Raw genomic sequence first — 18,876 nt, forward strand, 5'->3', positions numbered from 1 at the left:
GACATTGCCGGAGCGGTAAGAGCATCCTGCGGACCCGCCGAGAAGAGGAGCAAAGCTTGACGCCGACCCGCGTGACCCATCCGGCAGACGATGGTCGGGGCGAGCATTTCCGGGTCCGCATCGAGGGATTCGGGGTCGGCACCTGGGACCTCGACCTGCAGACCCGCAAACTCGAATGGTCGGACACGGCCAGGCGGCTGTTTGGCCTGCGGCCGGACCAGGGCGTCAGCTACGATCTCTTTCTTTCCCTCTTGGAGCCGGGCGATCGGGACCACCTCCTGAAAGCGATCGGGCGTACCTCGGAAGGCGGCGGGGGTCTCGACCTCTCCTTCAAGATCGGCGGCGCGTCCGGAAACGGTCAATGGATCCGGGCCAGGGCCGGTGTGATCCGGGACGAGACGGGCACGCCGCGTCACCTCAGCGGAATATTCCTCGACATCAACGCGGAGAAACAGCTCGAGGAGGACCTGCGCTCCCAGGAGAATCATCTTCGCTCGATTCTCGAAACCGTGCCCGATGCCATGATCGTCATCGATTCACGCGGCATCATGCAGCTCTTCAGCAGCGCCGCGGAGCGGCTGTTCGGCTACAGCAGGCAGGAAGCCATCGGCCGGAACGTGAGCATTCTCATGCCGGAGCCCGACCAGTCGCGTCACGACAGCTACATCGCGCGCTATCTCAAGACGGATGATCCGCACATCATCGGCATCGGCCGGATCGTGACGGGCAAACGCCGCGACGGCACGACGTTCCCGATGCACCTGTCCGTCGGGCAGACGCAACGCGCGGGCGAGCCCTATTTCACCGGCTTCGTGCGCGACCTCACCGAGCACCAGCAGACCCAGGCACGGCTCCAGGAGCTGCAATCCGAGCTCGTGCACGTGTCGCGATTGACCGCGATGGGCGAGATGGCGTCCGCGCTCGCCCACGAGCTCAATCAGCCGCTGGCGGCGATCAGCAATTACATGAAGGGCTCGCGGCGCCTGCTCGCCGGCAGCACCGATCCCAACATGCCGAAGGTCGAAAGCGCGCTGGACCGGGCCGCGGAGCAGGCCTTGCGCGCCGGCCAGATCATCCGCCGCCTGCGCGACTTCGTCTCCCGCGGCGAGTCCGAGAAGCGGGTCGAGAGCCTGTCCAAGCTGATCGAGGAAGCCGGCGCACTCGGGCTCGCCGGCGCGCGCGAGCAGAACGTGCAGCTCCGCTTCAGCCTCGATCCCGATGCCGACCTCGTTCTCGCCGACCGGGTCCAGATTCAGCAGGTGCTGGTCAACCTGTTCCGCAACGCGCTCGAGGCGATGGCGCAGTCGCAGCGGCGCGAGCTCGTCGTCGCCAACACCCGGGTCGGCGACGGCATGATCGAGGTGGAGGTGTCCGACACCGGCATCGGCTTCCGGGAGGACGTCATTCCAAACCTGTTCCAGACCTTCTTCACCACCAAGGACACCGGCATGGGCGTGGGACTCTCCATCAGCCGCTCGATCATCGAGGCCCATGGCGGCCGCATGTGGGCCGAGAGCAACGCAGCGGGCGGAGCGACGTTCCGCTTCACCCTGCCGGCAACCGACGAGAGCTGATCCATGACGACCAAGGGAAACGTTTACGTCATCGACGACGACGCGGCGATGCGGGACTCGCTGAACTTCCTGCTGGATTCCGCCGGCTTCGCCGTCACCCTGTTCGACGACGCGCTCGCCTTTCTCGAAGCCCTGCCCGGCCTGAATTTCGGTTGCGTCGTCTCCGACGTGCGCATGCCCGGCCTCGACGGCATCGAGCTCTTGAAGCGGATGAAGGCGCAGCAAAGCCCGTTCCCGATCCTGATCATGACCGGTCATGGCGACGTGCCGCTGGCAGTCGAGGCGATGAAGCTCGGCGCCGTCGATTTCCTGGAGAAGCCGTTCGATGACGACCGGCTCACCGCCATGATCGAGTCGGCGCTCCGCCAGGCCGAGCCCGCCGCCAAGAACGAGGCCGTCACGCACGACATCGCCGCCCGCCTCGCGTCCTTGAGTCCGCGGGAGCGCCAGGTCATGGAGGGGTTGGTCGCGGGCCTCTCCAACAAGCTGATAGCCCGCGAATACGGCATCAGCCCGCGAACCATCGAGGTCTACCGGGCCAACGTCATGACCAAGATGCAGGCGAGCAGCCTTTCGGAACTGGTTCGCCTCGCGATGCGCGCCGGCATGCTCAACGATTGAGGCAGGTCAAGGCGGCTTCACGGCGCCGTGCTAGCCAGACAGCATGGTTGATGTCAGCCCACATCGTGCGCGGCCATCGTCCTGCCCACAACCCACCATCTTTGTGGTCGATGATGATGCCGCAGTCCTCGGATCGCTGCGGTTCCTGCTGGAGACCGACGGCTTCGCCGTGCGGACCTTCAGGAGCGGCACGGCGCTGCTCAATCTCGTCGACGCGCCCGGGCCGGACTGCTACGTCATCGACTACAAGATGCCGGACATCAACGGCATCGACCTGACCGGTCGCCTGCGCAGATCCCGCCGCGACGCGCCCGTGATCCTGATCACCGGCTATCCCGACGAGAACATCTCGGCCCGGGCCGCGACGGCGGGCATCAAGAACGTGGTCTTGAAGCCGCTTCTGGACGAAAACCTCGTCAAGTGCATCCGCCACGCGATCAAGGACCGCCCCACTGACTGACCTACGGGATTCTACGTAAGGCAACCTCCTTAAGATATCTCGCGAAATTTTCGAAGCACCCGATACCGCGTAGGAAAGCGTCATCACAACGGAGATGGCGCAGATGCTGACCCAGACGCTCAACACCACGGCGATCAACACCCAAATCGGTGGCAAGATTGCCCCTGCCCATCCCGTTACCGACCAGTTCGGCGCGATCGCCGGCCATGTCGGTCTGGTCGCCACCGAGTTCTCCTACGGCAAGGACGAGGAGATCTATGGCGAGGACGAGGCGTCCGAATATGTCTATCAGGTCGTCACCGGCGCGGTGCGCAGCTACAAGCTTCTCTCCGACGGCCGCCGCCAGATCGGCGCCTTCCATCTTCCCGGCGACGTGTTCGGCCTTGAATCCGGTCCCACTCACCGCCTCGCCGCTGAAGCCATCATCGACACCACCGTTCGCCTCGTGAAGCGCGCCAGCCTCGAAAAGGCCGCCGGCACCGACGTGCAGGTCGCCCGCAAGCTCTGGGCCATGACCGCCGGCGAGCTGCGCCATGCCGAGGACCACATGCTGCTGCTCGGTCGCAAGACTGCGATGGAGCGCGTTGCGACCTTCCTGCTCGAAATGGACCGCCGCCTCGCCGTCGCCGGCATGATGGCGCTGCCGATGTGCCGCCGCGACATCGGCGACTATCTCGGCCTCACGCTGGAGACCGTATCGCGCGCGCTGTCACAGCTTCACGCCCAGGGCATTCTCGGTTTCTCCGGCGCCCGCCAGATCGTGCTGCGCAACCGCCAGCGCCTGCACAATCTCGACGCCTGATCTTTATCTACCTCCCCAAGCACCTTGGCCGGCTGAACTCGTTCAGCCGGCCATTTCTTTCGTGGCGGCCAGATCCGCGCGCCGCGTCTCCGGCATGACAAACAGGATCAGCAGCAGTCCCGCTGCGGCAACGCCGGACAGCCCGATGAACGCGGTTGCATTGCCGAACTTGTCGCTGACATAGCCGCCAAGCACCGTGCTCAGCGACGCGCCGATGCCCGTTGCGGTGCCGACGATCCCCTGCGCCAGGTTGAAATGCCCGCTGCCGAAGGCGACGTCGGCGACGATCAGCGGGATCATCACCGCGAAGACCGCCGCGGTGATGCCGTCAAGCACCTGCACCAGCACCAGCAGATACGGATCGCGAACGGTCGCAAACAACAGGCCGCGAATCGCCAGTGCGCCGAATCCGATCAGCAGCAGGGGCCGCCGGCCCCAGGCTTGCGCCTTGCGCCCGACCGTCGGCGACAGCAGCGCCACGATCGCTTGCGGAACGACGATGCAAAAGGCGACGAGCACGGTCGCCCATTGGCTCGACCGCGCCGTCACCGCGCTCGCCATCAGCGGCATCATCGCGGCATTCGCGAGCTGCAGCAGCAGCACGCTGAGCGCGAACACGATCAGCGAGCGTTGCCGGATCAGGTGCCAGATATTGGGGTCGCCGCGGTCGGCGGCTTCAGGCGGCATCTCGCCGTGACAGCGCCTGATGTCGACCTCGTTCTCGCGGATGCGCGACAGCGCGATCAGGGTCGGGATCGCGAGCAGGAAGGTGACCAGGAAGACCGAGCGGCTCGACAGCAGATAGCCCGCGGTACCCATCACCGCCGCCGCGACGCCGTTGCCGAGCGAGGCGAAACGCGCGTTGCGGCCGAGCCGTTCGCCCATCGCGAGCGGACCGACGAGGCCGAGGCTGATCGCGGCGATCGCCGGCCCGAGCACGCAGCTCGCCATCGCATGCAACGTGGCGGCGGTGACCACGACGGGGAAGATCGGCATCGCCGCATAGGCCAGCGCGCAGGCGCCGATGGTCGCGATCGCGAGGGCGGCGACGAGGCGCTCCGACTTCGCGGCATCGATGATCGCGCCGCCCGGCATCTGGCCGATCAGGGCGACGATGCCGCCGATCGACAGCACGAGCCCGATCTCGACCTGGGTCCATTTCTGCGTCGTCAGATAGACCGCGATGAAGGGACCGAATCCGGTCTGCACGTCGGCGAGGAAGAAGATGAACCAGTCGAGGCCGCGCAGGCTCTGCCGCGACGGCGCCGGAATGCCCGCAGCCGCCGGCTCCGCGACGTTGTCCTGCTCGACGACGCCGCCGCGATCTGCATGGTTCGGCTTCCTCGACAACAGCACGGGCGGTCAGCCCTCCCTGCACCTCACTGAATCGCTTGCAGCGGCTGAAGGCTGCCGGACGCGCCGAGCACGACGATCGGCGTGTCCTCCTTGTATTCCGGTGCGGCCGCGACCTGCGCCTTGGTCAATTCCAGCGTGATGCTGTCCTTCTTGTTGGCGATCTTGCCGAAGCGCAGCGCGCTCCAGTCCACGACGATCTTGCGGCTGCCGACGCCGAGGAAGCCGCCGAAATCGATCGCCGCAGCGCGGACATGGCCGGTGCGATCGACGATGACGTCGACGATGCGCCCCATGTCCTCACCGGCGGCGCTGCGAACGTCGCGGCCGAGGACGCCGTGGGCCTCGCTCGCGCCGATGATGGTCACCGATGGCGGCGGCGCGGCGTCCTTGGGCGTGACGGGCACGGTGGAAGCCGGCGGTTGCACACTTGCCGGTGCCTTCGCTTCGCTCGGGGATGCAGGCGGCTCCTCGGCCGCGCGCGATACGGCGACCGTCAAGCCCGCGACAATCGCCACGCCCAGGACCAACCTTCCGATCGCACGCATGAACTCCTCCTCGCGCCTCTAGCGCGCCAGCACGATGGAGACCTGGATCTGACCGCGCGTGCGCATCACTTCCAGCGCCACGTCGTCGCCGTGACGGCTGACGCGGAGATCGACGCTGGATGCGCCGAGGCGCAGATCGCGCAGGATCACCTCGTTGAGGAACGCCGGCAGATGCGGGTTGCGCAGGCGAATCTCGCCGCGCGCGACGTCGAACTCGAGGCCGAGCGCCGCTTCCAGGAGCGTGAACGGCGTCGCGCTGGCCCAGGCCTGCGGCGCGCAGGCGACCGGATAGAGCGTTGGCCCGCGCCGCTTCTCGCGCCGGAAGCCGCAGAACAATTCGGGCAGCCGGCGCAAATCCATGTAGGTCGCGGCGTCGAACAGGCCCTTGAAAACGTGCGCCACCGAATGCTTGAGGCCGTAGCGCGCGAGCCCCAGCGCGATCAGCGCGTTGTCGTGCGGCCAGATCGATCCGTCATGGTAGGACATCGGGTTGTAGCGCACCTCGCCTTGCGCGACGGTGCGGATGCCCCAGCCCGAGAAGAAATGCGGCCGCATCAGGTCGGCGGCGACGAGACGCGCGCGGTCCTCGCGGACCATGCCGCTGAACAGGACCTGCCCGGCATTCGAGGTCCTGACCTTGCAGGGCCGCTTCTTGCCGTCGAGCGCAAGCGCATAGGTGCCGAGCTCCTCGCACCAGAACGCCTGCTCGAAGCGCTCGGCCAGCGCCCTGGCTTCGGCCTCGAGCTTGCGAACCCGGTCCGGCTTGCCGAGCCGCAGCGCGCAACGCGCAGCGAGCTGCTTGGCGACAAAGACGTAGCCCTGGACCTCCGCGAGCGCGATATTGCCCTCGGCAAGCCGGCCGTCGGCATGGAAGATCGCGTCGTAGGAATCCTTCCAGCCCTGGTTCGCCAGCCCTTTCTCGGTCGCACGCTGGTATTCGACGAAGCCGTCATTATCAGGGTCGCCGGGACCGTCGATCCAGGCGAGCCCTGCCTCGATCGCGGGCCACAGCTCGATCAGCGTGGCCTCGTCGCCGGTGCGTTCGAAATAGCTGCCGGCGAGCAGCACGAACAGCGCGGTCGAATCGACGCTGCCGTAATAATGCGCGAACGGCACCTCTCCGAGCGCAGCCATCTCGCCGCCGCGCATCTCGTGCAGGATCTTGCCGGGCGCGGCATCCGCGAGCGGATCGACCGCCGCGGCCTGGTAATGCGCGAGCCGGCGCAGGACGCCCTTGGCAATGCGCGGATCGACCCAGAGCATCTGCAGCGCGGTGATAAGGCCGTCTCGCCCGAACGTCGTCGAGTACCAGGGAATGCCGGCATAGGGATAGCGTCCCTGCGGCGTCTCGGTCATCAGCATGTTGAGGTCGGCCATGGCCTGGCACAGCACCTCGTTGAAGATGTTGTTGGAGGTCTCGATGCTGGCGGCTCCGGCCGTCTGAAGCCGCATCTCGCGGCGGTGCGCCAACAGACCCGGGAAGAACCGCACCGGCTTTTCCGTGACCGGCCGGTTGCAGGACACGGCGACGAACAGCGATTTGGCCTGGTGCGGCTCCAGGTCGAGCTCCCAGGTTGCGGCATCGACCGAGAGCCGCGTCGGACGCGGATCGAAATGTAGTCCGGTGATCCGCTCGGTCTCGTCGAGACCGCGATATTCGAACAGGACGTCGGTCGGTCCGAGCAGCCGGCTCGTTCCGATCCCGCGGCGCGGCCGCCGCTCGCCGCGGACCTCGAACAGATCGGCGAAGTCGTTGCCGAACAGCAGCGTCAGGTTGAAGCTGGTGCGCCGCTCGCCGTGGTTCTGCACGCCGATCCGCTGGTAGGCGGTGCCGCGCCACAGGAAGATCGTGCGCACGACGTGCAACAGGTCCTTCTGCAGAACGAGGCTGCCCTGCCGGTAGATGTCCGGATTGGTGAGGTCGACGGTCAGCGCCGAATTGTCGTCGCGCAGATTCGAGCCGAGCAGCAGCGGCTGGAGATCGTCGAGCACGAGCTCCAGCCGCGCGAGATAGCGCGTGTCGTGATGGAACAGCCCGTCCGGCCCGCCGGCGGAAGCGCCGATGTCACCGTGGCTGTCGAGCACGATGAAGGTGTCATCGTGCTTGAGCGAACGCCGCGGCCGGGCCGAGGGCCCGGTCATCGGAATGTAGAAGGGCTGTTCCGCGACCTGTCCCGGGGTCCGCGTCACGGAGACGAATTGGGTTACGGCTTCGGCCGACATGAGCTGCTCCCCTGCGCTTGTTTCGAAACGCAACCAACTCGAGAACGCGACGGTTGGTCTACGCGGCGGCTTGCGCGAGCCGGCTCATTTCCTGCGTGACCAGCTCACGATACGGCCCGTGGCCCTGCATCAGACGCTCGGGCGAGCCGTCCTCGATGATCTTACCATTCCTCAACACCACCACGCGGTCGAAATTGCGCAGCGTCGCGAGGCGATGCGCAATCGCGATCACGGTGCGGCCGCGCATCAGGCGCGACAGCGCTTCGCGGATCGCCTCCTCGGATTCGCTGTCGAGCGCGGCGGTCGCCTCGTCCAGCAGCAGGATCGGCGCATCCTTCAGGAAGGCGCGCGCGATGGCGATGCGCTGGCGCTGGCCGCCCGACATCTTGACGCCGCGGTCGCCGACCATGGTGTCGAGGCCCTCGGGCAGGCTCTCGACGAAGTCGCAGCGCGCCGCGATCGCCGCGCGCAGCACCTCGTCGTCGGTCGCGTTCGGCCGGCCGTAGCGGATGTTCTCGCGGATCGACCGATGAAACAGGGAGATGTCCTGCGGCACGACGGAAATCGCCTCGCGCAGGCTCAGCTGCGTCACTTTCGAGATGTCCTGGCCGTCGATGGTGATGCTGCCATCGTCGACGTCGTAGAAGCGCTGCAGCAGCGTGAACAGCGTCGACTTGCCGCCGCCGGACTGGCCGACCAGTCCGACGCGCTGGCCGGGCTGGAGGCGCAGGCTGAAGCGCTCGAAGATCTTGTCGCCGCCGGGATAGCCGAAGGTGACGTTGTTGAACGCGATGGCCGCGCCGCTCTTGACCAGGGGCTCGGCCTCGGGATGGTCGCGGAGCTCGTGCGGCACCAGCAGCGTGGCGATCGCCTCGGTCAGACGCGCGACGTGCTGGGTGACGTCGACCAGCGCCACCGCGAGGTCGCGTGTGGCGCTCAGGATGGAGATGCCGAGCGTACAGACCAGCACGACGTCGCCGGTCGTCGCTTCGCCCTTCTGCCAGAGCGAGATCGCCCAGGCCATCAGCGCAATCGTCAAGATCACGGTAATGGCGGCATGCAACAGCCGCAGCTTCTCCAGGTAACGCAGGCTGCGGCTTCGCGCGGTCAGCTCCTGGTTCACCGTTGCATCGAACCGCTCATGCTCGTGGCTGATGCCGCAGAAGGCGCGCACCAGCGGCATGTTGCTGATGACGTCGATCATCTCGCCGTCGACCAGCGCGGCCTTGTCGGCGAAATCGTCGTGCAGCGGCTTGCCGGCCGCGGCCAGACGAAACATCGCAACCACCATGCCGCCGGCGACCAGGATCAAGCCGAGCGCCATATGGGGGCTGACGGTTCCAATCAGCAAGATTGCCGCAATTGTGGCAATGCACGGCGGCAACACATTCCAGACGAGCATATTCTCGACGGTGAACACCGCGTTCGAGGTCGCGGTGATGCGGCTCGTCAACATGCCGGGCATCCGGTCCGAGAAGTAGCTCGGCGCGTGCCCGGTCAAATGACGAAAGATGTCGCGCCGTATATCGCCCGTGACCCGGACGAAGGTGAAGCTCGCTGTCCAACTCGCGATCCGCCACAGGAAGTTGTCGGCGGCAATCAGTGACATGAGCAGAATGAATGCCAGCCATACGCCACCGCCATACGAAGGCCCGGCGGACAAGGCATCGACCAGGGCTTTGACGCCATATTGGGTGCCTACGGAGCAGGCAACGGCCCCCACGACCGCGGCCAAGATCACCGAATGCGACGCGAGACGACGCCGGAGATAGCGCAAGACAAAGGCAAATGGCCTGCGCGCGTATCCAGAAAGCTGATCCATATGGCTGTCGCCCCGTTATGCTGATTTTCGTTTGGTTACTGGTCGAGTGAACATCGACCGCTTCGCCTCGGTTCCCGGGCAATCCCATCACGACATGCGGATGCGGACGATCTGCGAAGATCTGGTGGCAGCATCGCGACGCATAGCCGACGTGTCGAAGATGTAACGTTCGGGGGAAGGAACTTCGCAGGTGCGGGAACGTTCCCTCGTCTGGCATTGCCGGTGCCGTACAGGCGGGGGTTTCAACATTCATGATCGCAGAGGAGATGGTGAGATGCGCATCGCGCAGGTAGCTCCGTTGACGGAGGCTGTTCCACCCAAGCTGTATGGCGGCACCGAGCGGGTGGTGCATTGGTTGACGGAGGAGCTGGTGGCACTGGGCCACGACGTGACGCTTTTCGCCAGCGGCGACTCGCAGACATCCGCCAAGCTCGATGCATTATGGCCCCGGGCACTTCGGCTCGACGGTTCCGTGCGCGACCCCAACGCGCTGCACATGGTGCTGCTGGAGCGGGTGCGGCAGAAATGTGACGACGAGGAGTTCGACTTCCTCCACTTCCATCTCGACTATTATCCCTGGTCGTTGTTCCACCGCCAGCCGACCCCGTTCGTGACCACACTGCACGGCCGGCTCGATCTGCCGGAGCATCAGCCGGTCTTCAACACCTTCTCCAAGATGCCCGTCATCTCGATCTCCAATGCGCAGCGGCGGCCGGTGCCGCAGGCGAACTGGGTGACCACGATCCACCACGGCCTGCCGGAGAAGCTGCTGACGCCGAAGCCGGCGAAACAGGAATACCTCGCCGTGCTCGGCCGCATCGCGCCCGAGAAGGGCGTCGATCGCGCCATCAAGATCGCGACCCATTGCGGCATTCCGCTGAAGATCGCGGCCAAGGTCGACCGTGCCGACCAGGATTATTACGACGAGCTGATCCGGCCGATGATCGAGAACAATCCGTTGATCGATTTCATCGGCGAGATCAGCGATCACGAGAAATCGGATTTCCTGAGCGGCGCGCTCGGCCTCTTGCTGCCGATCGATTGGCCGGAGCCGTTCGGCCTCGTCATGATCGAGGCCATGGCGTGCGGAACGCCCGTCGTCGCCTTCAACCGCGGCTCGGTGCCGGAGATCATCGACGAGGGCCTCACCGGCTTCATCGTCGAGGATGTCATCAGCGCCGCGGGCGTGGTGAAGCGGCTTCCGCAACTCGACCGCACCGCGATCCGCAAGCAGTTCGAGACCCGCTTCACCGCGCGGCGCATGGCCCTGGACTACCTCGCCGCCTATCGCAGCCTGACCGAGGCGCAGGCACCGCGGATCAAGCTGGTGAGCAGCGCGGAGTAGGGGGCTACCCGCAACTCTCGTGTCCCGGACGCGCTGCAACGCCCTTTGCGTTGCTGCGCAGAGCCGGGACCCACGCGGCAGGCACGCTTTCGGAAGCATGGGCCCCGGCTCTGCAGCGCACCGCTGAAGAAGCGCTGCGCTGCGTCCGGGGCACGAGCCGGCCCTATCCCACTCTCGCCCGCTTCGGCTCGACGATCTCGAACATGCGTGGAAACTCGTCCATCAGCCCCATCAGCTCGGCAAGCTTCATCGGATTGCCCGACAGCTTGACCTTGCCGGCGGCGACGGCCTCCGGAAAGCTCGTCAGCTTGGCGATCACCTCGTCGAGCGTGGAGCGCTCCAGCGTGAAGCTGGCGTCCGCATTTTCCGCCTGCACGCCCTCGGTATAGGTCAGCGCGCAGTTCTCCAGATTGAGCGCGAAGCTCTCGCCGGTGTCGGAAAAGCGCCAGTTCAGGACGATGTGCTTGCCTTCGGCCTTGCGGCCGTTGAGGCGGATGCCGAGCACGTCCCAGAGCTGCGAGGTGCGCAGCGCGGCCAGCGTCTCGCGCGGCATCGGCGGGCGTGCCGGCACCTTCGGCATGCCCTGGCGCAATTCCTGCGCGCCGAACAGATAGGCGTTGCGCCAGGTCGCGCTTTCGGCGGCATAGCCGAGCTGCTCCAGCGTATCAGCCAGCAACGCGCGCGCCGCCGCATTGTCGGGCTCGGCGAAGACGAGATGGCCGAGCACTTGGGCGACGAAGCGGAATTCACCCTTCTCGAAGTCCGCCGCCGCCCGCGCGAGGATGGCATCCGCACCGCCCATATATTCCACGTACTTCTTCCCGGACTCCACCGGGGGCAGCGGATCGAGATTGACCGGATTGGCGTCGTACCAGCCGAGATATTTCTGGTAGATCGCCTTCACATTGTGCCGGATGTGGCCGTAATAGCCGCGGCCGTGCCAGGCGGCCTCCAGGCTCTTCGGCAGCCGGATCGTTTCGGCAATCTCGGCGGCGTTGAGGCCGTGGTTCATCAGGCGGATGGTCTGGTCATGCGCGAACTTGTAGAGATCGCGCTGCTGCCGGATCATCGTGCCGATCCGCTCGCGTCCCCACACGGGCCAGTGGTGCTGCCCGCACATTGCCTCCGCCTTGCCGTCCCAGAGCAGCAAGGCCTCGCCGAGATACCTGGACCAGGCCAGCGCGTCGCGCACGTCGGCGCCGCGGAACGGCAGCAAATTGTGGAAATTGTGGGTGCAGTTCTCGGCGAGGTTCAAAAGCTTGTAACGCGGGATGAAGAAGTGCATCTCCGCCGGCGCCTCGCTGTTCGGCGCCATCTGGAATTCGAACGCGACGCCGTCGATGACGCGAACATCGCCGGTTGCCATGATCAGGTCAGTCGGACGCAGCAACGCGACGGAGCCGGCCGCCATCGACTTGCCGAGCCCGCAATCGACCTGCCCCCGCGGCCCCTTGGCGAGCAGCGGTCCGAACTGATACTGCGCCCGCCGCAGCATCGCAGGTCCAGCGATGATGTTCTCGGAGACCGCGTGCTCCATGAACAGGTTCGGCGCGATGATCGGCACGCTGCCGGTGGCGAGCGCATCCTGCTCCAGCACGCCGCGCGCGCCGCCCCAATGGTCGGTGTGGGTATGGGTGAAGATGATCGCCGCGACCTGCCGCGTGCCGCGATGCCTAAAGTAGAGATCGAGCGCGGCGCGCGCGCCTTCGATCGACGTCAGCGTATCCACGACGATGACGCCGCTGTCGCCCTCGATCAGCGTCATGTTGGCGATGTCGAGGCCGCGAACCTGGTAGACGCCGGGCACCACCTCGAACAAGCCGTGCTGCATGTTGAGCCGCGCCTGCCGCCACAGGCTCGGATTGACCGTCGGTGGCGCCTGTTCCGTTGCGAGGAAGCCGTAAGGTTCGAGGCTCCAGACCGTGCGCCCTTGCGGGTTCGTGATGGTCGCGTTCTCGATCGTCCCGAGGAAACCACGCGCGGCATCGTCGAAGTCCCGTGCGTCGGAAAACGGCAACGCGTCCAGCATCGCCGCTTGCTGCGCGATGACGGACGGCGAGGCGTCCTTCGGCTCGTTGGAAATCTCTGTCATTGGCCGGCTCCTCCCTGCTCTGGTTGGAACCATCTAACCGCATCTCACCGCCGAGGGCCATTGTTGGGCAAAGCGGCGGCCGGGTTCACCCTCCCCCTCCAGGGACCCTCCAGGGGAGGGTCAGAGTCGCACCACCTTTCGCCTCGCTACATCCCCAATAGCCGCGGCAGCCACAGCGACAGGCCGGGCCAATAGGTCACCACCACCAGGAAGCCCAGCATCGTCAGCAGCCATGGCCACACCGCGACCGTGAGCTCGGTGATTCCCATCTTGGCGATGCCCGAGGCGACGTAGAGATTGAGGCCGACGGGCGGATGGCACAGGCCGACCTCCATGTTCACGGTCATCAGGATGCCGAAATGGACGGGATCGATGCCGAGCTTGACCGCAACCGGAAACAGGATCGGCGCCATGATCAGGATGATCGAGGACGGCTCCATCACATTGCCCGCCAGCAGCAGCAGGAGGTTGACGAGCAGCAGGAAGCCGATCCAGCCCAGGCCCTGGTCGATCATCCATTGCGCCAGCGCCTGCGGGACGTTCTCGTAGGTCATCAGGAACGAGAACAGCACGGCGTTGGTGATGATGTAGAGCAGCATCGCCGAGAGATTGGCCGACGACAGCAGCACGCGCGGCACGTCGCGCAGCTTCAGATCCTTGTAGATGAACACCGCGACGACGAAGGCGTAGACCGCGCTGACGGCGGCCGCCTCGGTCGGCGTGAACAGGCCGCTGTAGATGCCGCCGATCACGATCACGATCAGGAGGATGCCCCAGATCGACTTGCGGAACGCATCGAGACGCTCGACGAAGGTGGCCTTCGGCATCCGCGGATAGTCGTTGCGCCAGGCGCGATAGAACGTCGTGGCGCCGAGCAGCGAGGCCAGCGCAAGCCCCGGCACGATGCCGGCGATGAACAGCTTGCCGACCGAGCTGTTGGTGGAGACGGCGTAGAGCACCATCGGGATCGACGGCGGAATCAGAATTCCGAGCGAACCCGACGTCGTGATCACGCCCGCGCCGAACCGTTTGGGAAAGCCCTGCGCGACCATGGCCGGCAGGATCACCGAACCGATCGCCACCACGGTCGCCGGCGAAGAGCCGGAGATCGCGGCGAACAGCGCGCAGGCGACCACGCCCGACAGCGCGAGGCCGCCGTACCAATGGCCGACCAGCGACGTTGCGAACGTGATCATCCGCCGCGCCACGCCGCCATGGGTGAGGAAGTTGCCGGCGAGGATGAAGAACGGGATCGCCATGATCTCGAAATTCTCGATGCCGGTGAACAGCTTCAGCGCCACCGATTCGGTTCGCACGTCGGTCAGCGTGAACATGAAGCTGAGCACGGTGAGACCGAGCGCGATCGAGATCGGCATGCCCGTCAGCATCAGCGAGAGCAGGAGAGCGAACACGATGAAGACGCGCAGGCCCTGCGGCAGGGTGATGACATGGGCCGCATGCGCGAAGCACAGCGCGACGATCAAAACCGGCAGCAGCATCAGGATCCAGCCGAGCGGGCTGCGCTCGTCGCGGACCACCTGGGTGGGCGTGACGGGGGCCGGATGCACCGGGTCGACGTCGACGCCTTCGACGCCGGCCATGTCGTGGTGCGGCAGTTCGCCGGTGTGGTAGAACGACCAGGCGACCTGCAGGAAGCGGAAGCACATCAGACCGGAGCCGAGCGGAATGGTGAGGTACACCATCCACATCGGCGCTTCCAGATCGTTGGACTGCTGGCCGGTCTGCCACATCTGGCTGACGAACGCGGCGCCGAAATAGGCGACGATGGCGGTGAAGAGCGCGCCGCACAGAAGGCCGAAGGTGATGACACGGCGGCGCGAGCCGCCGGGCAGGATGTTGACCAGCACATCGACGCCGACATGGATGCCGGTCCGCACGCCGTAGGCGGCGCCGAACTTCGCCATCCAGATGAACATGTAGATGCAGAGCTCCTGCGCCCACGACAGGTCGAGCGCGGCAAGCCAGGCGAACGTTGCGCGCGCGGGCACCGCGAGGAAGGCCAGGTTGCGGGCTTCCGCCCATTTGGCGATGTCGATCGACAGCCCGGCGCCGTAACGGTGCAGCACCGCGACGAAGATGAGCGACGTCGCAGCCGCGATCATGGTCGCGATCAGCCATTCCTCGAGATGATCGAGAAAACGATTCAGGACACGCAGCAACTTGGTCCCCCCGGTATTGGATCATTCAAGCGCAACGGTCGGGAGCGCGATCACCCCCGACCGTTGGTATTGTTGTTATTGGGGCGCAGCCCGTCAGTTCATCTTGACGTCGAGTTCCTTAGCGAGGAGATCGAGCACCTCCTGCCCGACCCGCCCCTTGGCCCATTTATAAGTCGGCTGCATCGCCTCCTGCCAGGCCTTGCGGTCGGCTTCGGTGAGATAATGCAGATTGGTCTTGCCGGTCTTCTTGATCTCGGCCAGCGCGTCCTCGTTCTCCTGGCGAGCGATCGAGTTGGTGTAGTCGGTCGCCTCCGCCATCGCCTTGTCGAGTTGGGCGCGGATATCGGGCGGCAGGCCGGACCAGAATTTCGAGTTGACGATGACGGCATATTGCAGATGCGCGTGATAGGACACGGTGATGTCCTTCTGCACCTCGTAGAACTTCTGAGTGAGGTAGTTGGACGCGGTGTTCTCGCAGCCGTCGACCACGCCGGTCTGCAAGGCCTGGTAGACTTCCGAGAACGCCATGATCTGCGGGATCGAGCCCATGATGCGAAAATACTGATCGGCGATCTTCGATCCGGAGATGCGGAACTTGAGGCCCTGGAAATCGGTCGGCTTCATCAGCGGCCGATTGGCGGAGACCATGTGGAAGCCGTTGTCCCAATAAGCGAGGCCAGTGATGCCCTTGGCCTCCAGCTTCTGGAACAGCCACTTGCCGACCGTGCCCTTCATCGCATTGGCATAGGTCTGTTCGTCCTTGAACAGCCAGGGCAGGTCGAGCGCCTCGAACTCCTTGATGCCGAGCGGGGCGAACTTCGCGGTCGAGGGCGCAAGCATCTGCACCGAGCCGAGCTGGAGCGCTTCGATCTCCTCCTTGTCCTTGTAAAGCGTGGAGTTCGGATAGACTTCGACCTTGACCTTGCCGTCGGTGTATTTTTCGGCGAGCTCCTTGAATTTCAGCGCGCCCTTCCCTTTCGGCGTGTCGTTGGCGACGACGTGGCTGAACTTCACCACGATAGGGCTCTGAGCCTGGACGATGGCGGGAGCCAAGAGAACAGCTGCGGCGGCGACCGCGGCAAGCAGCTTGCGCATGAAGGGACCTCCCAACAACCTCTAACCGGGTTCGTTTGTTCTTTCAGGTCTGTAGTGACAGCAATCCGCCAGCCGAACAACTAGACCTAAGCCCAATTTGCCGCAGCCAAGCTAACGTGGCGACTGCCGGATGCGCAAGCCGGCGTCGGCACGTGTCCAAGCGAACGAGCGCTTATGCCGCATTGCGGTAGTGCCATCAGCCTTTGCGCTGTGCGACCATGAAGAGCCTCCGGAACGGGAACAGCGTCTGCCCCGCCGCATTCTTCGGATAGGCCCTTGCGACGCGCATCCCGTAGGCGGCTTCGAACGCGGCCTTCTCTTCGCCTTGGAGAACGTCGAGATAACGCGTCAGCCAGGTGCCCTTGGTCCATTCCTTCACGGGGTTGTCGCCTTCGAGCACCTGCAGATATTCGGTCTCCCAGATGTCGATGTTGGCCGACATCGGCGCGAGAAGATCGTGATAGAAGGCCGGCCCTTCTACCGGCGGCGCGGTGACGAGATGCTCCACCTTGGACCGCCACGGGCCATCGAGCGCGGTCTCGCCGATCAGCACATGCGACGGCGCGAGGAAATTGCGCGGCATCTGCACCGCGAGCATGCCCCCAGGCGTCACCTTCTCCATCAGCGACGGAAACAGTGCCGCATGATTGGGCAGCCAGTGCAGTGCGGCATTGGAATAGATCAAGTCGTACTGCCCGCCGGGACTCCAATGGCCGAGATCCTCATGTGACCATTCCACGTCAGGCGCGGCCTTGCGCCCTGCCGCGACCATCTCCGCCGAGCCCTCGACCCCGGTCACGCGTGCCTCCGGCCAGCGCTCCCTGATCAATTTGGTGACGTTGCCGGCGCCGGCGCCGAGATCGGCGATTGCGCGCGGGGCAAAATCCGGAATCCGCATCAACAGGTCGACGGCGGGCCGGAGCCGATGGCCGGAGAACTTCAGATATTGCTGCGGATCCCAGACCATCTTCGATGCCTTCTCTTTTTCGTATTTCCTTCGCCAAGGCTCTTGTCCTTCGGCAAGCCTCTTGGTTACCACTGCTCGTCCCGGTCGGGCAATTCGCAGGCCCGCGGGACAGGGCAGGAAGCGAACAACAAAACGCAAGCAAGACCAGGAGGGCGTGCGGGCATGGATCTCGGGCTCACATCGAAAACCGCTGTCGTCACCGGCGCGAGCATCGGCATCGGCCGCGCCATCGCCAAGGGCCTTGCCGCCGAAGGTGTGCGCGTCGTCGGCGTGGCGCGCCGTACTGATCTGCTCGCCGAGCTGGTGAAAGAAGTCGGTAGCGGATTGATCACGCCGCTCGCGCAGGACGTGATGGCCAAGGACGCCGCCGAGACCATCGCGGCCTTTGCCCTGAAGGAGCTCGGCCATGTCGACATCCTCGTCAACAATGCCGGCGGCAGCCGGCCCCTGCCCGTCGATGCGCCCGACAGCAAATGGGACGAGGCGATCGCGCTCAACTTCACCAGCTACCGCCGCATCGCCCATGCATTGCTGCCGCAGATGATCGAGCGCAAATGGGGCCGCATCGTCAACATCACCGGCAAGTCCGAGCCGGAGGGCCTCAATGCCGCCTTCGCCGCCAAGGCCGCCGTGCACGCCTGGGCCAAGGGCCTGTCGCGCGAGATCGGCAAGCACGGCATCACCATCAACTGCATCCCGCCCGGCCGCATCATGAGCGAGCAGATCCGCCGCAACTACCTGCCGGACTATCGCGAGCGCTTTGCCGAGGAGGAGATCCCGGTCGGTTATTGGGGGGAGCCGGAGGATCTCGCCGCACTCGCGGTGTTCCTGGCCTCGCCGGTGGCGCGCTACATCACGGGCGCGGTGATCCCGGTGGATGGCGGATTGCGGAGGTATCAGTTCTAGGAATTCCCGAGTCCCTCAGGCCCCACCAACGCATGCAGCTATCGCATATGACTTGTGGAGGCTGCCTGCGCGCACGCCTCGTCCTTCGAGACGGCGCTTACGCGCCTCCTCAGGATGAGGCTAATCGGCCCCAGTGCGCATCGAAACTGCTGCCGCACACTCCGCCCTCATCCTTGTATGGGGGGTGAGTTGTCAAGAGAGCATTGTTTGTTGGCGGCGGTCTTGGGCGCCGAGGCGAGGCACGGTCAAGGCTGGCCGCAGGCCACCGCCGGAGGCGGCGCGTTAGCGGCCTTGACGGCGACGAGCTCGGCGCCACAATGGAGCGTTCGCAACATGCGCATCGGCGCTGGCAGGCGGGACGTGATGCGAGGCCTGGGCCGTGAACGACAATGCGGCAGGACCGCATCACCTTGTATCCGGTCGGGCACGCGGCCCGGTACCCTGATCTTTCATGCACGGGTGAAGGCAAAGCCCAGCAAGGACGGGACCCATCTGAGAGAGCGGGTGGTTTGCTCCCCTGGATGAGGACGGTCACGCGTCTGTCCTGGCTCACGTCGGCCGTCATTGCGCCTGGCCGTTCAGGAAGCAGGATGCAGCACGGCGCCGGTGGGGATGACACCGGTGGTGAGATAGCGCCACAGCGCGACCATCAGCTTGCGCGCCAGGGCGACGACTGCAATGCGCCGGATGCGTCCTTTGATGTTGCGCACCCGCTCGCGGAACCAGCGCGTCAGCGCGCTGTCCGGTTGATGGACTGTCCATAGCCACGCCAGCTCGATGGCGAGCTCACGGGCCCGCCGGTTGCCGGCCTTGCTGATGCCCTGCTCCCGGCTTCGCTCGCCGCTGTCATAAGGCGTGCCGGTGAGGCCAAAATAGCTGCCGACCTGA

15 protein-coding genes and 1 pseudogene are annotated in these 18,876 nt (G+C 65.4%); 6 read left to right on the forward strand and 10 right to left on the reverse strand.

Features of this window, described 5'->3' with window-relative positions; translation table 11 throughout:
• The first annotated feature begins 56 nt into the window (after positions 1 to 56).
• The 4 genes from fixL (at position 57) to HZZ13_RS20985 (ending at position 3,457) form a co-directional block, all read left to right on the forward strand.
• Positions 57 to 1,574, forward strand: coding sequence for a sensor protein FixL (gene fixL, locus HZZ13_RS20970; RefSeq protein WP_197961432.1), 1,518 nt, complete (start codon positions 57 to 59; stop codon positions 1,572 to 1,574).
• A gap of 3 nt (positions 1,575 to 1,577) precedes the next feature.
• Complete coding sequence (gene fixJ, locus HZZ13_RS20975) at positions 1,578 to 2,195, forward strand: response regulator FixJ (RefSeq protein ID WP_197961433.1); 618 nt, start codon at positions 1,578 to 1,580, stop codon at positions 2,193 to 2,195.
• 43 nt (positions 2,196 to 2,238) lie between these two features.
• Entirely contained in the window at positions 2,239 to 2,655 is a 417-nt protein-coding gene (locus HZZ13_RS20980) for a response regulator transcription factor (RefSeq protein WP_197961434.1), read from the forward strand.
• Between the two features lie 103 nt (positions 2,656 to 2,758).
• Positions 2,759 to 3,457: a helix-turn-helix domain-containing protein gene (locus HZZ13_RS20985; protein ID WP_197961435.1), complete on the forward strand. Its 699-nt coding sequence runs from the start codon at positions 2,759 to 2,761 to the stop codon at positions 3,455 to 3,457.
• Between the two features lie 42 nt (positions 3,458 to 3,499).
• Here HZZ13_RS20985 and HZZ13_RS20990 read toward each other — a convergent pair whose 3' ends face one another.
• From HZZ13_RS20990 to HZZ13_RS21005, 4 genes are read right to left on the reverse strand one after another with little or no spacing between them, the layout of a single operon-like run.
• A complete protein-coding gene (locus HZZ13_RS20990) occupies positions 3,500 to 4,813 on the reverse strand; it encodes an MFS transporter (protein WP_197961436.1) in 1,314 nt (437 codons plus the stop codon).
• Between the two features lie 23 nt (positions 4,814 to 4,836).
• Positions 4,837 to 5,358 (reverse strand): PRC-barrel domain-containing protein, encoded by a 522-nt coding sequence (locus HZZ13_RS20995; protein ID WP_197961437.1) that lies wholly within the window; start codon positions 5,356 to 5,358, stop codon positions 4,837 to 4,839.
• An 18-nt stretch (positions 5,359 to 5,376) separates the two neighbouring features.
• Positions 5,377 to 7,581, reverse strand: coding sequence for an amylo-alpha-1,6-glucosidase (locus HZZ13_RS21000; protein ID WP_197961438.1), 2,205 nt, complete (start codon positions 7,579 to 7,581; stop codon positions 5,377 to 5,379).
• A gap of 58 nt (positions 7,582 to 7,639) precedes the next feature.
• On the reverse strand, positions 7,640 to 9,403 hold the full coding sequence (locus HZZ13_RS21005) for an ABC transporter ATP-binding protein (protein ID WP_197961439.1): 1,764 nt from the start codon (positions 9,401 to 9,403) through the stop codon (positions 7,640 to 7,642).
• A 274-nt stretch (positions 9,404 to 9,677) separates the two neighbouring features.
• Between HZZ13_RS21005 and HZZ13_RS21010 the strand changes: the two genes are divergently transcribed.
• Positions 9,678 to 10,748, forward strand: a complete 1,071-nt coding sequence (locus tag HZZ13_RS21010; RefSeq protein WP_197961440.1) for a glycosyltransferase family 4 protein — start codon at positions 9,678 to 9,680, stop codon at positions 10,746 to 10,748.
• Positions 10,749 to 10,911: 163 nt separating this feature from the next.
• On the opposite strand, the gene HZZ13_RS21015 is transcribed toward HZZ13_RS21010, so the two are convergent.
• From HZZ13_RS21015 to HZZ13_RS21030, 5 genes and pseudogenes are all read right to left on the reverse strand, one after another.
• Positions 10,912 to 12,840 (reverse strand): alkyl/aryl-sulfatase, encoded by a 1,929-nt coding sequence (locus HZZ13_RS21015; RefSeq protein ID WP_197961441.1) that lies wholly within the window; start codon positions 12,838 to 12,840, stop codon positions 10,912 to 10,914.
• A gap of 146 nt (positions 12,841 to 12,986) precedes the next feature.
• Complete coding sequence (locus HZZ13_RS37405) at positions 12,987 to 14,267, reverse strand: TRAP transporter large permease (RefSeq protein ID WP_246504510.1); 1,281 nt, start codon at positions 14,265 to 14,267, stop codon at positions 12,987 to 12,989.
• Between the two features lie 222 nt (positions 14,268 to 14,489).
• A pseudogene (locus HZZ13_RS37410) lies at positions 14,490 to 14,963 on the reverse strand (TRAP transporter small permease); the annotation flags it as partial.
• Positions 14,964 to 15,113: 150 nt separating this feature from the next.
• Positions 15,114 to 16,115 (reverse strand): DctP family TRAP transporter solute-binding subunit, encoded by a 1,002-nt coding sequence (locus tag HZZ13_RS21025; RefSeq protein WP_197961443.1) that lies wholly within the window; start codon positions 16,113 to 16,115, stop codon positions 15,114 to 15,116.
• 196 nt (positions 16,116 to 16,311) lie between these two features.
• Entirely contained in the window at positions 16,312 to 17,082 is a 771-nt protein-coding gene (locus HZZ13_RS21030) for a methyltransferase domain-containing protein (RefSeq protein ID WP_197961444.1), read from the reverse strand.
• Between the two features lie 162 nt (positions 17,083 to 17,244).
• Here HZZ13_RS21030 and HZZ13_RS21035 point away from each other — a divergent pair, with 162 nt between their 5' ends.
• Positions 17,245 to 17,988 carry an SDR family NAD(P)-dependent oxidoreductase gene (locus tag HZZ13_RS21035; RefSeq protein WP_197961445.1) on the forward strand — a complete coding sequence of 248 codons (744 nt, stop codon included), beginning with the start codon at positions 17,245 to 17,247 and terminating at the stop codon, positions 17,986 to 17,988.
• Between the two features lie 578 nt (positions 17,989 to 18,566).
• Here HZZ13_RS21035 and HZZ13_RS21040 read toward each other — a convergent pair.
• A partial coding sequence (locus HZZ13_RS21040) for a transposase (protein WP_197961446.1) occupies positions 18,567 to 18,876 on the reverse strand: 310 nt, incomplete at its 5' end.

The organism is Bradyrhizobium agreste (genome assembly GCF_016031625.1).
GTDB classification, from domain to species: domain Bacteria; phylum Pseudomonadota; class Alphaproteobacteria; order Rhizobiales; family Xanthobacteraceae; genus Bradyrhizobium; species Bradyrhizobium agreste.

What these genes read in the sequence shown, in the direction of transcription:
- fixJ (WP_197961433.1), top strand. Translation starts at nt 1,578, where the DNA reads ATGACGACCAAGGGAAACGTTTACGTCATCGACGACGACGCGGCGATG.
- HZZ13_RS20980 (WP_197961434.1), top strand. Translation starts at nt 2,239, where the DNA reads ATGGTTGATGTCAGCCCACATCGTGCGCGGCCATCGTCCTGCCCACAA.
- HZZ13_RS20985 (WP_197961435.1), top strand. Translation starts at nt 2,759, where the DNA reads ATGCTGACCCAGACGCTCAACACCACGGCGATCAACACCCAAATCGGT.
- HZZ13_RS20995 (WP_197961437.1), bottom strand. Translation starts at nt 5,358, where the DNA reads ATGCGTGCGATCGGAAGGTTGGTCCTGGGCGTGGCGATTGTCGCGGGC.
- HZZ13_RS21000 (WP_197961438.1), bottom strand. Translation starts at nt 7,581, where the DNA reads ATGTCGGCCGAAGCCGTAACCCAATTCGTCTCCGTGACGCGGACCCCG.
- HZZ13_RS21005 (WP_197961439.1), bottom strand. Translation starts at nt 9,403, where the DNA reads ATGGATCAGCTTTCTGGATACGCGCGCAGGCCATTTGCCTTTGTCTTG.
- HZZ13_RS21010 (WP_197961440.1), top strand. Translation starts at nt 9,678, where the DNA reads ATGCGCATCGCGCAGGTAGCTCCGTTGACGGAGGCTGTTCCACCCAAG.
- HZZ13_RS21015 (WP_197961441.1), bottom strand. Translation starts at nt 12,840, where the DNA reads ATGACAGAGATTTCCAACGAGCCGAAGGACGCCTCGCCGTCCGTCATC.
- HZZ13_RS21025 (WP_197961443.1), bottom strand. Translation starts at nt 16,115, where the DNA reads ATGCGCAAGCTGCTTGCCGCGGTCGCCGCCGCAGCTGTTCTCTTGGCT.
- HZZ13_RS21030 (WP_197961444.1), bottom strand. Translation starts at nt 17,082, where the DNA reads ATGGTCTGGGATCCGCAGCAATATCTGAAGTTCTCCGGCCATCGGCTC.
- HZZ13_RS21035 (WP_197961445.1), top strand. Translation starts at nt 17,245, where the DNA reads ATGGATCTCGGGCTCACATCGAAAACCGCTGTCGTCACCGGCGCGAGC.